At 60.0% G+C, this 13,975-nt stretch carries 9 protein-coding genes; 5 read left to right on the top strand and 4 right to left on the bottom strand.

The genetic code is table 11. The features are described from left to right. Nucleotides 1–70 precede the first annotated feature (70 nt). Nucleotides 71–598 carry a hypothetical protein gene (locus tag BLR69_RS07640; RefSeq protein WP_071493140.1) on the top strand — a complete coding sequence of 176 codons (528 nt, stop codon included), beginning with the start codon at nt 71–73 and terminating at the stop codon, nt 596–598. Nucleotides 599–653: 55 nt separating this feature from the next. On the opposite strand, the gene BLR69_RS30710 is transcribed toward BLR69_RS07640, so the two are convergent. Then, nucleotides 654–1,034, bottom strand: coding sequence for a hypothetical protein (locus tag BLR69_RS30710; RefSeq protein ID WP_134434904.1), 381 nt, complete (start codon nt 1,032–1,034; stop codon nt 654–656). A gap of 427 nt (nt 1,035–1,461) precedes the next feature. On the opposite strand from BLR69_RS30710, the gene BLR69_RS07645 reads away from it, so the two are divergent. From BLR69_RS07645 to BLR69_RS07655, 3 genes are read left to right on the top strand one after another with little or no spacing between them, the layout of a single operon-like run. Beyond that, nucleotides 1,462–2,703, top strand: coding sequence for an exonuclease SbcCD subunit D C-terminal domain-containing protein (locus tag BLR69_RS07645; RefSeq protein WP_071487955.1), 1,242 nt, complete (start codon nt 1,462–1,464; stop codon nt 2,701–2,703). Then, entirely contained in the window at nt 2,700–6,338 is a 3,639-nt protein-coding gene (locus tag BLR69_RS07650; RefSeq protein ID WP_071493139.1) for an AAA family ATPase, read from the top strand. The genes BLR69_RS07645 and BLR69_RS07650 overlap by 4 nt, the downstream gene beginning before the upstream one ends. Beyond that, nucleotides 6,335–6,928, top strand: coding sequence for a glutathione S-transferase (locus tag BLR69_RS07655; protein WP_071493138.1), 594 nt, complete (start codon nt 6,335–6,337; stop codon nt 6,926–6,928). Before BLR69_RS07650 ends, BLR69_RS07655 begins: the two co-directional genes overlap by 4 nt. Before the next feature lie 127 nt (nt 6,929–7,055). On the opposite strand, the gene BLR69_RS07660 is transcribed toward BLR69_RS07655, so the two are convergent. The 3 genes from BLR69_RS07660 to BLR69_RS07670 form a co-directional block, all read right to left on the bottom strand. Beyond that, nucleotides 7,056–7,235 carry a hypothetical protein gene (locus BLR69_RS07660; RefSeq protein ID WP_058424118.1) on the bottom strand — a complete coding sequence of 60 codons (180 nt, stop codon included), beginning with the start codon at nt 7,233–7,235 and terminating at the stop codon, nt 7,056–7,058. A 156-nt stretch (nt 7,236–7,391) separates the two neighbouring features. Then, nucleotides 7,392–8,567 carry a lactonase family protein gene (locus tag BLR69_RS07665; RefSeq protein ID WP_071493137.1) on the bottom strand — a complete coding sequence of 392 codons (1,176 nt, stop codon included), beginning with the start codon at nt 8,565–8,567 and terminating at the stop codon, nt 7,392–7,394. Next, the gene (locus tag BLR69_RS07670) at nt 8,554–8,841 is read right to left on the bottom strand and encodes a DUF5629 family protein (protein WP_071493136.1); all 288 of its coding nucleotides are present in this window, start codon (nt 8,839–8,841) and stop codon (nt 8,554–8,556) included. The genes BLR69_RS07665 and BLR69_RS07670 overlap by 14 nt, the downstream gene beginning before the upstream one ends. 141 nt (nt 8,842–8,982) lie before the next feature. Here BLR69_RS07670 and BLR69_RS07675 point away from each other — a divergent pair, with 141 nt between their 5' ends. Beyond that, entirely contained in the window at nt 8,983–13,896 is a 4,914-nt protein-coding gene (locus BLR69_RS07675; RefSeq protein WP_071493135.1) for a dermonecrotic toxin domain-containing protein, read from the top strand. Nucleotides 13,897–13,975 lie beyond the last annotated feature (79 nt).

Here is a 13,975-nt window from a genome sequence, read left to right on the forward strand (position 1 = left end):
GGTGACTACTTAAGATAGGACAGGCGTGGCCGATAAAGCGATGTAGCTTTCGATTAATGGAGTTTTTAAAATGGCCATTACGTTGAATGTTTCCTATCCGCCATTAAGTAAGCAGACAGACGCTTACACCATCAAAAACCCGCAGCAAGTCACGAATGCCTTCACCATTACTGAAGCCTCCGAGGCGGCGGATACATTGAAGCTTGGCGATCAGGAGAAGATCAGTCAGCTTAAGGAGTTTTTGAAAGATTATGATATGACGTCAATCAGTACGGATGAGCTTAAGAAAGTCGGTAGAAGGCTCTACGATGACGGAATGATCAGCCAACGCGCTTTTGGGATGTTCATTTCGGGTGATGGTGCATCAGATGCCAATGGTCGCCAAACAAACACCCACGTAAAATTTAATGCCATTGCCCTATTCAACGAGAAACTGGAAGATACGCGGGCTTTTTTCAAAAGTGAACCAATGGTTGCAATGCAAGACGGTGCCATGGATCACTTGCAAGGGATGGTCAGCGCAAATCAAGCTGTTGGTGCATTGGCGTATTTTGTCAAGTCCGCTAATAATGATTTATCGATAAATGAGTACGCTTGAATTTGATTTATGAGTCAAGGCGCGCCAGGTTCAACCTGACGCGCCGCCTGCTCATCTAGCGTCCGTATCTCACCGTACCTGAATAGGATTTAGACGCGCTGGTTTCGTTTTTCAGCCTTACACGATAGGTACCGAATGGCCCCACGTAAGACGCGTTAGTGCCGATACTGAATGACACTCTGCTCCAGGATGAGCCTACTTCACGCTCAATAAAAATCGCCGGAGCACTTCCCGCTCCTCCCGCTGAAACCGTTGCATCGATATTCGCGGCAGAACAGCCATTGGCTCCGGTTATTTTAAATGGACCATATACCGTAATCTCATCATTGGGCTGCATTATCCCGGTATAACTATCAGCAATATTCAAACACAACGCAGATGCCTGGAATGAAACAAGCATCAATCCAGCAAGCGGCAATGCAATAAGGCTTTTCATAATAGTCTCCATCAGTATTAAGAAAACACAAAAGCGCATCACGCAAGGAGCGCGTCAATTGACCACTCCACGCTTGCCAGACTGCATGAATTATTTATCAAAGTAAGCCAGCCGCTTCCTAAATTCTGGAAGGAAAGGCCTGTCATTTTTTAGTGTAGGAACAAGTAAGGCGCGTCCTAATCCTGCCTCCCACTTATAAGATCGGCATTTAATAGCATTTTACTTTGCGTTTTTTTCAGATAAATATTCTAACCCTTGGCACGGGGCGGTTTACTCGCGAATGCGGTGTGTCAGATAGAAATGCACTGCCTGACCCACCGCCACCCGGAGCAAGCCCCCTCCCACATTGAATCTGCATCGCCTGGGGGCAGCAGGGTCGCATTACAGGTAAACTCCCCTCCTTTTCATCTATTCCACGGAGTTCGCCTTGCGTCTGTTTCACACCTCCGACTGGCACCTGGGCCAAAACCTCCACGGCCAGGAACGCGACTTCGAACACGCCTGTTTCCTCGAGTGGCTGCTGGGCCAACTCAAGACCCATCAGCCGGATGCTCTGCTTATCGCCGGCGATATCTTCGACACCGTCAACCCGCCGCTCAAGGCCCAGGAGCGGCTGTATGACTTCATCATCAGCGCCCACGAACAAAACCCCAAGCTGACCATCGTGATGATCGCCGGCAACCACGATTCCGGCTCGCGCATTGAACTGCCCGCGCCACTGATGCGCCGCCTGCACACCCACGCCCTCGGCCGCGTGCTGTGGCTGGACGATGGCCAGCTCGACGCCGAACGCCTGCTAATCCCGCTGCCCGACGCCAAAGGCAAGGTTGCCGCGTGGTGCCTGGCGCTGCCCTTTTTGCGCCCGGCGGAAGTCACCGGCGCGCACCTGGGTGACGACTACCTGCGCGGTATCGGCCAGGTGCATGAATGGCTGATCGCCGCGGCCAATGCCAAGCGCAAAAAAGGCCAGGCGCTGATTGCCATCAGCCATGCGCACATGGCCGGTGGTTCGGTGTCGGAAGACTCCGAGCGCAGCCTGATCATCGGCAATGCCGAGGCGCTGCCGGCCAGCCTGTTCGATAAAAGTGTCGGCTATGTTGCCCTCGGCCATTTGCACAAGCCGCAAAAGGTCAATGGCGAAGAACGTATTCGCTACAGTGGCTCCCCGATCCCACTGTCGTTTTCCGAAATCGGCTACAAGCACCAGATCCTCGATGTGGTGTTCCAGGGCCAATGCCTGGTGAGCGTCGAACCCATCCTGATCCCGCGTTCGGTCGACCTGCAACGTCTGGAAGCCGCGCCCCTGGCGGATATCCTCAAGGCCCTGGCCGAGTTGCCGGACATCGACCTGCTGGCTGAAACCCAACGCCACCCCTGGCTCGAAGTGCGCGTCCTGCTCGACGAACCGCAGCCCGACCTGCGTCAGCAAATCGAAGCCGCGCTGCAAGGCAAGGCTGTGCGCCTGGTGCGCATCGCTGCCGAGTACGCTGGCAAGGGCCCCCGTGAGGACGAAGGCGACGACCGCCTGATCGAACTCGACCAGCTCACGCCTCAGGAATTGTTCAGCCGCGCCTGGCAGGACAGCTACGGCAGCGAGGTAGATGAACAGACCTTGAAGGACTTCGCCGTGTTGCTCCAGGAAGTGCAGCAAGAGGAGGAACAGCCATGAAGATCCTTGCCATCCGCCTGAAAAACCTCGCTTCCCTGGCCGGCCCGTTCGAGATCGACTTCACCGCCGAGCCCCTGGCCAGCGCCGGGTTGTTCGCGATCACCGGGCCGACCGGCGCCGGTAAAAGCACCTTGCTCGATGCCTTGTGCCTGGCACTGTTTGGCGCCGTGCCGCGCCTGGGTGATACCGGCCAGGCGAAGATGCCGGATGCCGACAGCGATATCTCCATCGGTGACCCGCGCACGTTGTTGCGACGCGGCACCGGTGGCGGTTATGCCGAGGTGGATTTTGTCGGCGTCAGTGGCCGCCGTTACCGCGCGCGCTGGGAAGCCAATCGCGCCCGCGACAAGGCCAGCGGCAAGTTGCAGAACAGCCGCCAGACCCTGATCGACCTGGACAGCGACCAACTGCTGGCCAGCCAGAAAACCGAATACAAGACCCAGTTGGAGTTGGCGCTGGGCCTTAACTTCGAACAGTTCACCCGCGCCGTGTTGCTGGCGCAAAGCGAGTTCAGCGCGTTCCTCAAGGCCAACGACAACGAGCGCAGCGAACTGCTGGAAAAGCTCACCGACACCGCGCTGTACACCCAACTGGGCCGGCGCGCCTTCGACAAGGCCAAAGAGGCCCGGGACGCGCACAAGCAGTTGCAGGACCAGGCCACCGGCGTGGTGCCCCTGGCCGCTGAAGCCCGTGCCGAACTGGATCAACAATTCGATGCCGCGCAGCAGCAACTCAAGGTCCATCAAGCCCAACTCAAGCAGCTGGAGCTTCAGCACACCTGGCTCAAGGAATTGCGCGAATGGCAGGAACGCCAACTCGCCGCCACCGAGCAGCTTCAGCTGGCGCAGGCCGAATGGAATAACCAGGACGCGCAGCGCCAGGACCTGAGCCGCCTGGAACAGTTGGCGCCGCAGCGTCATCTGTTCGTGCGCCAGGCGGAACTCGGCACACAGCTGGCCCCGTTGGCGGCGCAGATTCAGTCGCATACCCGGCAACAAGACGAACTACACACCCGCCAGGAACAGGCCCGGCAGCAACAAACCAACGCGCAAACCGCCTTGGCTGAAGCGCTGAACAACCAGGCGGATGCCGCGCCTTTGCTGCGCCAGGCGTTCGACGAACAAAGCACCCTCGCGCACTTGACCAAAGAGCTGGCCAAGCGCACCGAGGACAAACAGCAGCACGCAAGCGCCTGCACCGAAGGCCAGGCCCGGCTCACCGGCCTGCTGGAAAAACAGAGCGAAGTCGCAGAGCGCCTGCAACGCCTGGCCACCGAGCTTGAGCGCAGTGCCGCCCTCGCGCCCTTGAGTGATGCGTGGACCGCCTACCGCGACCGTCTGCAACAACTGATGCTGATCGGTAACCGCCTGAATAAAGGCCAGGCCGAACTGCCGCAATTGGAGCAACGTGCAACCCGTGCCGCCGAACAGTTCACCCAGCAACGCGAAGCCCTGGACCTGCTGTATCAGGAGGCTGGTGCCGAGCCTCACGCCGTGGCCGAACAGATCCAATTGCTGGCCAGCCTGCTGCAAGACAATCGCAAACAGCAACGTGCCTTCGAAGACCTGACGCGCCTGTGGGACAACCAGCAACAGCTGGACCAGCAAGCCGCCACGCTGACGCAAAAGCTCACCGCCGCCCAACAGCAACGCGAACAGTTGAACCAGACCGGCCTGCAAACCAAAGCCGAGCTGACCGTCGCGGAACAGACGCTGAACGTGACCAAACAACTGCTGGAACGCCAGCGCCTGGCCCGCAGTGCCAGCGTCGAGGAATTGCGCGAGCAGTTGCAGGACGACCAGCCCTGCCCGGTGTGCGGCAGTCACGAACACCCGTACCACCAGCCCGAAGCCCTGCTGCAAAGCCTCGGTCGTCATGATGAAAACGAGGAAGCCAGCGCGCAGAAAGCGGTGGACACCCTCAAGGAGAAACTCACCGAGTTGCGTGGCGAAGTGGGCGGTTTGATCGCCCAGCAAAAGGAATACCTGCAACAGCAGGAACACCTGGCGACGCAACAACAAGCGCTGAAACCGAGCCTGGATGCACACCCGCTGACCGCATCGTTGCTCAACCAAGAAGCCGCCAAACGCAGCGCCTGGCTTGAGCAGCAACTGAGCCAACTGACCCAAAGCATCAGCCAGGACGAACAGCGCCAAGGCGCCCTGCTCAACCTGCAACAAAACGCCGGGCGCCTGCAGCAACAACTGCAAGCCGCCCAGGAGGCAAGCCAGCAGGCCCGCCAATTACTGGTCGACCAGCAACGCGAGTTGGCCAGTGACCGCGAACGCCTTGAGCAGGAACTGAGTGCCTTCGCCAACCTGCTGCCCGCAGACACCCTGGCAGGTCTGCGCGCCGAGCCGGCCGCCACCTTCATGCAGCTGGACCAGCAGGTCAGCCAGCGCCTGGAACAGCTGGGCCACCAGCGCGACGAATTGGCCGAGCAACAGGAACGTCAACAGGCGATCGAGAAGGAACAGACCCACCAGCAGCATCGCCAGCAACAACTCGACGCCCTGCTCCAGCAGGTCACCGAGCTGGAGGCCCAACAGCGAGCGACCCAGGAAAAACTCAGCGCGTTGCTCGGTGAGCACACCAGCGCCGAGCAGTGGCAGCAACAGCTGGATCACGCCGTTACCCAGTCGCGCCAGAGCGAAACCGACGGCAACCAACAACTGCAAGAGATCCACAACGCCCTGATCCAACTGGCCGCCGACCTCAAGGCCCAGCAGGAACGCGAGCAGGCATTGCAGGCCGAACAGCACAGCCTCGACACGCGCCTGCACGACTGGCGCGTCCTGCACCCGGAACTCGACGACGCCGGCCTCGACCGTTTGCTGGCCTACGACGACGCCCAGGTCAGCCACTTGCGCCAGCAGTTACAGCACAGTGAAAAAGCCGTCGAACAAGCGCGGGTCCTGCTGCGGGAACGCGAGCAACGCCTTGCCGAGCACCAGGCCCAACACAATGGCAACCTCGCAGCCGATGAGTTGGACACCGCCCTGGCCACGCTCAACCAACAGCTGGCCGAAGCCGAGAAACACTGCGCCGAACTGCGCGCGCGCCAGTCCGAAGACCAGCGTCGCCAGGACGCCAACCAGGCCTTTGCCGAACAGATCGCCAAGGCGTATGACGAATGGCAACGCTGGGCGCGCCTGAACGCACTGATCGGCTCGGCCACCGGCGACACCTTCCGCAAGATCGCCCAGGCCTACAATCTCGACCTGCTGGTGCACCACGCCAACGTGCAACTGCGCCAACTGGTACGCCGTTACCGCCTCAAGCGCGGCGGCAGCATGTTGGGGCTGCTGGTGATGGACACGGAAATGGGCGACGAACTGCGCTCGGTGCACTCGTTGTCCGGCGGCGAAACCTTCCTGGTGTCGTTGGCGTTGGCCTTGGGCCTGGCGTCGATGGCCTCCAGCACATTGAAGATCGAGTCGCTGTTTATCGATGAAGGCTTCGGCAGCCTGGACCCGGAATCGCTGCAACTGGCGATGGACGCGCTGGACGGTTTGCAGGCCCAGGGGCGCAAGGTGGCGGTGATTTCCCACGTGCAGGAAATGCACGAGCGCATCCCCGTACAGATCCAGGTCAAGCGCCAGGGCAATGGCTTGAGCACCTTGGAGGTCAAGTGAGCGAGGCGCTGCTGTATTCGTTCCGGCGTTGCCCGTATGCGATGCGGGCACGCCTGGCCTTGCGTTATTCAGGCGTGCCCGTGCGGATCATCGAGGTGAGCCTGAAGGCCAAGCCGGCCGAGATGCTGGCGCTGTCGCCCAAGGGCACGGTGCCGGTACTGAGCGTTGACGGACAGGTGATTGAAGAGAGCCTGGAGATCATGCAATGGGCCCTGGCCCAGCACGATCCGGATGATTGGCGGCTGCAGGGTGACCCAGCGGTTTTGGCGCTGATTGCCGAGAACGACCAGGGCTTCAAGTATCACCTGGATCGATACAAGTACGCCGACCGCTATCCGGAACACCCGATGGAACATTATCGGGCGGAGGGCGAGGTGTTCTTGCAGAAGCTGGAAGGCTTGCTGGCGGAACGCGCCTACTTGCTGGCAGAGCATCCGAGCCTGGCGGACATGGCCCTGGCGCCGTTTGTGCGGCAGTTTGCCCATGTGGATCGGGAGTGGTTCGCCGGGACGCCGTATCAACGGTTACAAGCCTGGCTTCAGCGCGTCCTTACTTCACCGCTATTTATCGCCGTGATGGCAAAACCCTGAAGCCGGCACAATCAAATGTGGGAGGGGGCTTGCCCCCGATGACGGTGGATCAGTCAGCTAATCTGTAGCTGACCCACTGCTATCGGGGGCAAGCCCCCTCCCACATTTGATCTCAGTGATCTACCGCTTAGTGCTGGGTCTTGTGATCCAGTGCAGCATAGAAATTGGCGCTCTGTTGCAGGTATTTCTGGGTGTAGGCGCTGGTGCTGGATTTTTTGCCGGTGACTTCCACGCTGGCCGCGGCAGGCAGGGCAACAGTGGCGGAAACAGCGGAAGCGGCGATGATGGAGAAGAGGTTCAGATTCATGTCGGTAACCCTTGTGTTCGTTTGGTTGAGTGGCCGGGGAAGGCCTTGGAACCAAACTTACGCCCGAGGGCTGAACCTTAGAAATGCTTTGAAACAGTAGCCGCTATTAACAGAATTAATAGAAAGGGTCAGGCCCCGCGCGGCGGGGCCTGTGGCTTATTGACGCACCAGGAACTTGAGGTCGCTAGGGGCATCGATCGACAATTTCTGCACGGTTTTACCCAGCAGGCCGGTTTTTGGGTCGCGTTCGACCACGACGATTTCGTTGCTTTTCTGATTGGCGATCAGCAGGAACCGACCGCTGGGGTCCAGGCTGAATTCGCGCGGGTGGTCACCGTCCACCGAGCGACGTTGCAACTCCTTTAGGTGCGCGGTGGCCGGGTCGATGCTGAACACCAGCAACTGGTTGGCCGTGCCACGGTTGCTCACGTAGAGGAATTTGCCGTCACTGGAGGCGTGCAACGCGGCACCGGCCTTGTCGGACACCGGTTGGCCAGCGGCGAAGTCCACCAGTTGGGTCTGGGTCAACTGGCCGTCCTTGTAGTCGAACACCGCGATCTGTGCGCTCATCTCGGTGGTCAACCAGGCGTGCTTGCCATCGGCGCTGAACAACAGGTGGCGCGGGCCGCTGCCGGGCGGCAGTTGCACCGAGGCCGGGTTGGCAGGGGTCAATGGCAATTCATGGTTGGCCTTGGGGTCGTAGCGATAGGCAAATACCTTGTCCGCCCCCAGGTCCTGCACAAACACATACTTGCCATCCGGCGACGACACCACCGAATGCACGTGGTTGGACGCCTGGCGCTCAGGGTTTACGCGACTGGCCGGGTGCCCGCTCAGTTGCACCGGGGCCGACAGCTTGCCCGTGGCGTCGACTGGCAACACCGCCAGGCTGCCACCCGGGTCTTCCACCACCGAATAGTTGGCGACGAACAGGTAGCGCCCATCGGCGGCCACGCTGGAATGGGTCGGCTCGTTGCCCAGGCTCTGCACCTGGTTGACCAGGGTTAGCTGGTGAGTCCGCGGATCGATGCTGTAGCTGCTTACGCGCCCGACCGGGTCTTTCTGCCCGGGACCGTTCTCGTTGACCACGAACAGGTGCTGCTGGTCCTTGGAGATCGTCAGCCAGGACGGGTTGGCCGCTTTGGCCGCGAGCACCGGCTTGCCGCTGAATTGGCCAGTGCGGCTGTCAAATTGCAGGCGATAGATGCCTTCGCTGCTGCCGGCGGTGTAGCTGCCCACCAACAGTTCATAGGTCTCGGCCGGCGCGGCTTGCACCGACATCGCACCCACGCTGCCGGCCATCAGCAGCGGCCAGAATTTACGCATCATCATCCGCTTCATCCTCGTCATTATTGTTGCCGGTGAAGGCGCTCATGCAGATCAGGCGGTGCTCGCCCGAATCACCGGTAAGGGTCCAGCTTTGCAAGGTGTCATCGAACGTCGCGGCGCTTACCTGTTCCAGGCTGAAACGCCAGCGTTTCTCTGCACGGCCGTCCATGGCGGTGATCAGCAATTTTTCTTTATCGAGTTGGAAATCGAAGGCATGCAGCCCATCGATTTCAAGCATGTCGCTGGTTTCAAGGACGGCAGGCAAATTCTCAGTCATCACAGTCTTTCATCAGGTTCAAAGCGCTAATCATAGGCCAGTTTGCCGCGTGGGCCTAAAACCATAGCGGGCTACCGCATGCCGGCAACGCCGGACATTACCTTGCAAGGACGCATTCTTATCCGACGTAAAGGAATTCCCATGCCTGCACAGCCCAATACCCCAACGGCAAACCCCACACGACAAGCGGTTGAAGCGCAGTTCCACGGGCGCCCGACGTTGCGCTCCGTCACCGCGCAAATGCTGGGCACCCACTTGGTGGAAAAGTACCCGCCCCTGACGCTGCCCGTCACCGACCTTCGGCTGGCCGTACCCCGCGAAGGGGGTGGCCGAGCCCTGCTACCTTTGCTGGACATCGCGCTGAACCATATCGCCGACGGCAGTTTTCCCGAATTGACGGCACGCCAGAACCTGGATTGCTACCTGAGCGATGCAACCGGCACTCGGCTCAGCTATCAGGTCAACGGAGATCGTCGCGACTTCGACCTGCGGGTTATCGAAGCCCTAATCCGAGAGCTGCCACACGTGCTGTTCATCGGTTTTCAAGAAGCGCTGGCCGCGTATTGGGGACAGGACAGCGACGCAGGGGGCAGCCGCTGGAAGTGGCTGGCCGATGTGCTGCAGGGCGTGTTGCTCGACGTCGCCACGCGCCAGACGAACGTCACTGCGCAACACCTGGAAATCCTCAGCGCCCTGAACCGCTATCCCGACCGGGCAACCCGTACGCTCGGCCCCGCCCCCGCGAACGCGGTCCACGCCTACACCCTGGAAACCCACTTGCAGCGCTCGGGCAAGCGGTTCACCTTCCAGGCCACCGAAATCCTGGTGGTTTGCGCAGAGCAGGTGTTGTTGTATCGGTTATCCGGCGAGGTTGAGCCCTATCCCGACCTGGACACCTTCGGCCAGGCGTGGGGCAAGCACGTGCAACAGCGTTTCACTGCCGACCACATCACCTGGCAGCAGTATGAGCCGGACGGGAATATCTTTGAGGTACAGGCCGCGCTTATCCTGAACCAGCAACTGGACGATCTCGCCGCCCTCCAACTCCCGGCCCGCACGACCGTGCAAGCGCTGGAAGAGCTGTTTGCGCTAACCACCGATCCCGCGCAGTGGCTGGCCCAATCCAGCGCCACACCGTTGGCAACTCTGGCCTCCATCCAGACTGCCCTGCCAGCCCCTCTGCAAGACGCCAGCGCGGCCAACCGGATGGCCTACCGCCAAAACCTGCTGGAACACGCCAACATCAAGCGCCAGGTCCTCGGCGACTCAGACTTCGATAGCCTGGAAACGCTGCACAGCTATGCCACCGCGCATTTGAACCAACAGCTGTGCATGGACCGCGCCGTTGCCCAGGGCGGACAGCGTGCCTGCACCCTTGAGGCGTTGTCCGCCGGCTACCAGGCCGACGATCTGGAACTGACCTTTCATGTGCCGGTGGGCATCATCGAAGGAGGCTACATTGAACCGGTCGTCCTGAGCCTGGTCGACCTGGCGCTGAAAAACCTGTCCGGCCGCCCCAAAGGCCGTATGACCTTGCGCGACCGCACTGGCCGTAAGATCGAAGCGTGGTTAACGCCCGACTACCTCCTTCAACTGGTCCAGCGTGTTGATATCGGCAAAAACTACCCCGCTTACCTGCGCCGAGAGTTGATGGGTAATACCCAAGCCGCGCGTAAACGCCAGCAACTGTTCGAGCAATTACGGCCCATTCACCTGAAGACCCAGGCGCTGGAGAGCTTGATCAATGGCCAGGCAGGACTGACGCAGCGTGGCTTTCGCTGCGTCAATGCACTGGTCAACCCTGACCCGCTGGAACGTCGGGTGGATGGCGACGAAATTGTCATCCGCCCATTGGGCTTTGTGCGCAAGCCCGGCGCCACAGCCGATGTCGTGCGCAACATGTTCATCATTGAACCCCGCGACACCCAATCGGGACCTCACCTGCTGTATCGTCCGGCCTATCCCGACGCATTGTTGGAATACGCCAACCGCGCCCAGTTGCTGGCGGCCATCGTGCAACCCGGTGCCCTGCAGGACAGCGTGCTGACCTGGATGACGGACAATGCCAGAGCCATCTACAGCCACGGTGGTTTCACCCAGCCTCACTATGTACGCGTAGGTATCGGTTCGGAGTTCGACAGCCTGCCCAGCGTGCCCAAGCCCGCAGAGCTCACCCGCGCCGACGACGAATGCAACGACGAAGTGCTTCAGGCACTCAACACTGGCAGCCTCATGGAATACCTGTTCGGCAGTGAAACCCGACAACTGCTCGATCAGGCTGAACAGGCATCGACATCCAACAGCGAAAGCCGATGGGCGCTGATTCTGGAAGGCCTGCAACTGGGGTTCAACACACTGTTACTGGTTGTGCGGGGCCCGTTGGCAGCGATAGGCTGGCTGATACAGGCCACACAAAGCCTTGTGAAAGACCTGCCCGCACTGGAGAGTGACGACCCGACCGCCAGGGAACTGGCGTGGGTTGATCTGCTGCTCAATGTCGGCATGCTGCTGTTGCATCATGGGTCGCTCAGCGCGCCCCGTGAAACGCCTCTGCGCGATGAACGAGCCACAACTCCCGCGCCGTTCAAACAACGCTTGCCTGGCCAATCAATTGGCCGATCGGCTGTGGTTGAACGGGGCACTGTCGGGCTGCCTGCCGAGCCGCCCGGTGGTGGTCGCACCTTGCTGGACTTTGACCGCTCATTGGCGGGCGACGGCGCATCGGCCAGGCTTTTGCAGAAGCTGCTGGCCGTCAACGTGCCCTGGCCCACTTCCATGCCCGACCCGGTCGCTATTGGGATGTATCGCGGTTTGTACTCGATCAACGGCCAATGGCATGCCTCGGTGGGCGGCCTGTTATTCAGGGTCAGCATCGTGCCGGGGTTTGGCGAGGTATTCATCATTCATCCCCTGAAGCCGGAACACCCGGGCATCCAGCTGAAAACTGACGGCCTCGGCCATTGGACGCTGGACCGGGGGCTCAAGCTGCTGGGGGGTGGACGCAAGCGAGTGCAAGAGCTGCGCAATGAAAAGCAGCTTGAGAACGAAAGGTTGCAGGCGCGCACGCTCCAGCTCGTTCAGGAAGCGCAGTTCCTCACGGCGCCGATCGATCAAGCAGGCGCCCAGTTGCCACCTGCCCTCAAGAGCCTGGAGAAACAACTCAAGACCCTGCAAATCGTTCAGGATCTGCTGCTGAAAGCTTCCGATACGCAACGCCCGGGCCTGGAAATACGCCAACAGACTGAAGTCCTGGAATACAAGCGCCTGCGCAATCAGTTTCAAATACTGCTTGAGCACCTCGAAACTCAACTGTCCCAAGCCTTGCCCGTGCGCTTGGAGCTAGCCGCCTTGACCCGTCAACTGGAGGCAGCCGCAATTGCCAACCTCCCCCTGATCAATGCATCGACCCTCCTGAAAGAGCTCTGGAATCAACAGATGTTCCTCCACAAGATGCAATTGGAAGCGTTGGGATTCCATACCGCTACCGAAGCAGGCGAACCACTGGAGGCATGGAACAACCGGATGCAGCCGCGAATCGTGGCGGGAGACTTGACCCTCGTCGACGAAAACATCCGGATGGTCACGGGTTACATCGATTACCTCGAACACATGGCCGTGCATGCCGCCACAATGGAAGCCACCCTCCAGCACCTTGGGCAAGAGTCGGGGGCCGCGCGTGCAGTACGTCAAGAACTGCTGGCAAGCATTCCAGTGGTTGAATTGTTTTTCTCCGACAACCTGAAGCTAAGTGCTTTGGAACTGCTGACCGGCCTGAGCCAGTTACGCTTCAAGATGCATTCACAACTCTCTGCGTTGCAGTGGTATTACAAGGCCCGTTATCAAGTGTCCGGGCTGGACATAAGCCTGAAATCCCACCTCGAGGTACGTAGCAGCACCGAGTACCCACTGGACGAGCAACGCAATGTCTACGAGACCGTCCTCGACAAATACCAGCATGCCGAGTTCGCCCTCCAGGCCCTCAAGACGCTCAAGCCCGACGCTTTAGGCCCGGAAGCCGAGCGTGTGCTCAAAGGCCTTGAATACGCCAAGGTGTTGGCGCAAAACGAACTGGAATCGGTGGTTAGAGAGCAGGAAGACCTCAAGGTCGAACTGCCGTTATCCAAAACCCTGCGCGCCAAGCCTGCGGCAAAGCGCGTGTTCAAGACCCGTAAAAAGGAATACCTGATCGGCGAACTCAAGCCCGCCGACGCGCAAAACGCCCAGGAACACATCACCATCACCGACACGTTGCTGGGTAAGACCCTGGCTTCGTATAACAAACACACGGACGGTTGGGCCCCCGTCGACGAGGAAGCCAGCCCCGCGCCGGCTCCACAGGCTCGCTCACTCGCGGCCCTCAAAAGTGAAGCCCTGGCCTTGATAGAACAACGCCAGGACTTGGAACAACTGGTCGCGGCGGACCAGACGAAGCTGGACTCCCCCCTCACCCGCCAGGACGCCAACCCCGGCGAATGGGATAAGTTGCTCAATACACAAGCCAACAAACTGACGGAACTCGCCAACGAAATAAAGCGCGACCATCTCCACGCACCCACCGCTCAGAATCTGATCGATGAATGCCTGCCACAGGCCAAGGACATCAGTCGCTGGGCACAACGTATCTGCAGCGACGCCTACAAACGCCAGTGGCCGACAATGGAAAGCGTCGCCTACCTCTGGGGCCACCAGCAGATCGATATCAACCTCACGAGCCAGGCCGATCCGCAACGCCCGACCCTCAGTGGAGACTTCTTCACTGAATACGCGGTGTACGACAAGGCGCAAAAACCACCGGTGGTGCTGTGGTACGCGCACTTCCACTATGCTGCCGCTGACGCTCCACCCGCGAATTACACCCGGGCTCATCTGAAGTTGCCGGAGCAACGCAAACTCACCCAGAAGGACTTGCTCAAGGCCCATGTGCAGGATTACCTGAGCCGCGTGAAGGACCCCGACAGTGCACCGGTGACGAAAATCGTCTACGTGCTGATCTCCCCGCCGCTGGACAACCTGTTCCTGAAGATAGCGCCCACCCCCAAAGGGAGTCAGGCGTGAGCGAGGCCGATTGAGCAGATGATGGGGCAATAGCGTGGTCGCTCGCGGGTACGGCTGCCGAACGGACGGTCGCCTGCCC

It is taken from the genome of Pseudomonas azotoformans (genome assembly GCF_900103345.1).
GTDB lineage: Bacteria > Pseudomonadota > Gammaproteobacteria > Pseudomonadales > Pseudomonadaceae > Aquipseudomonas > Aquipseudomonas azotoformans.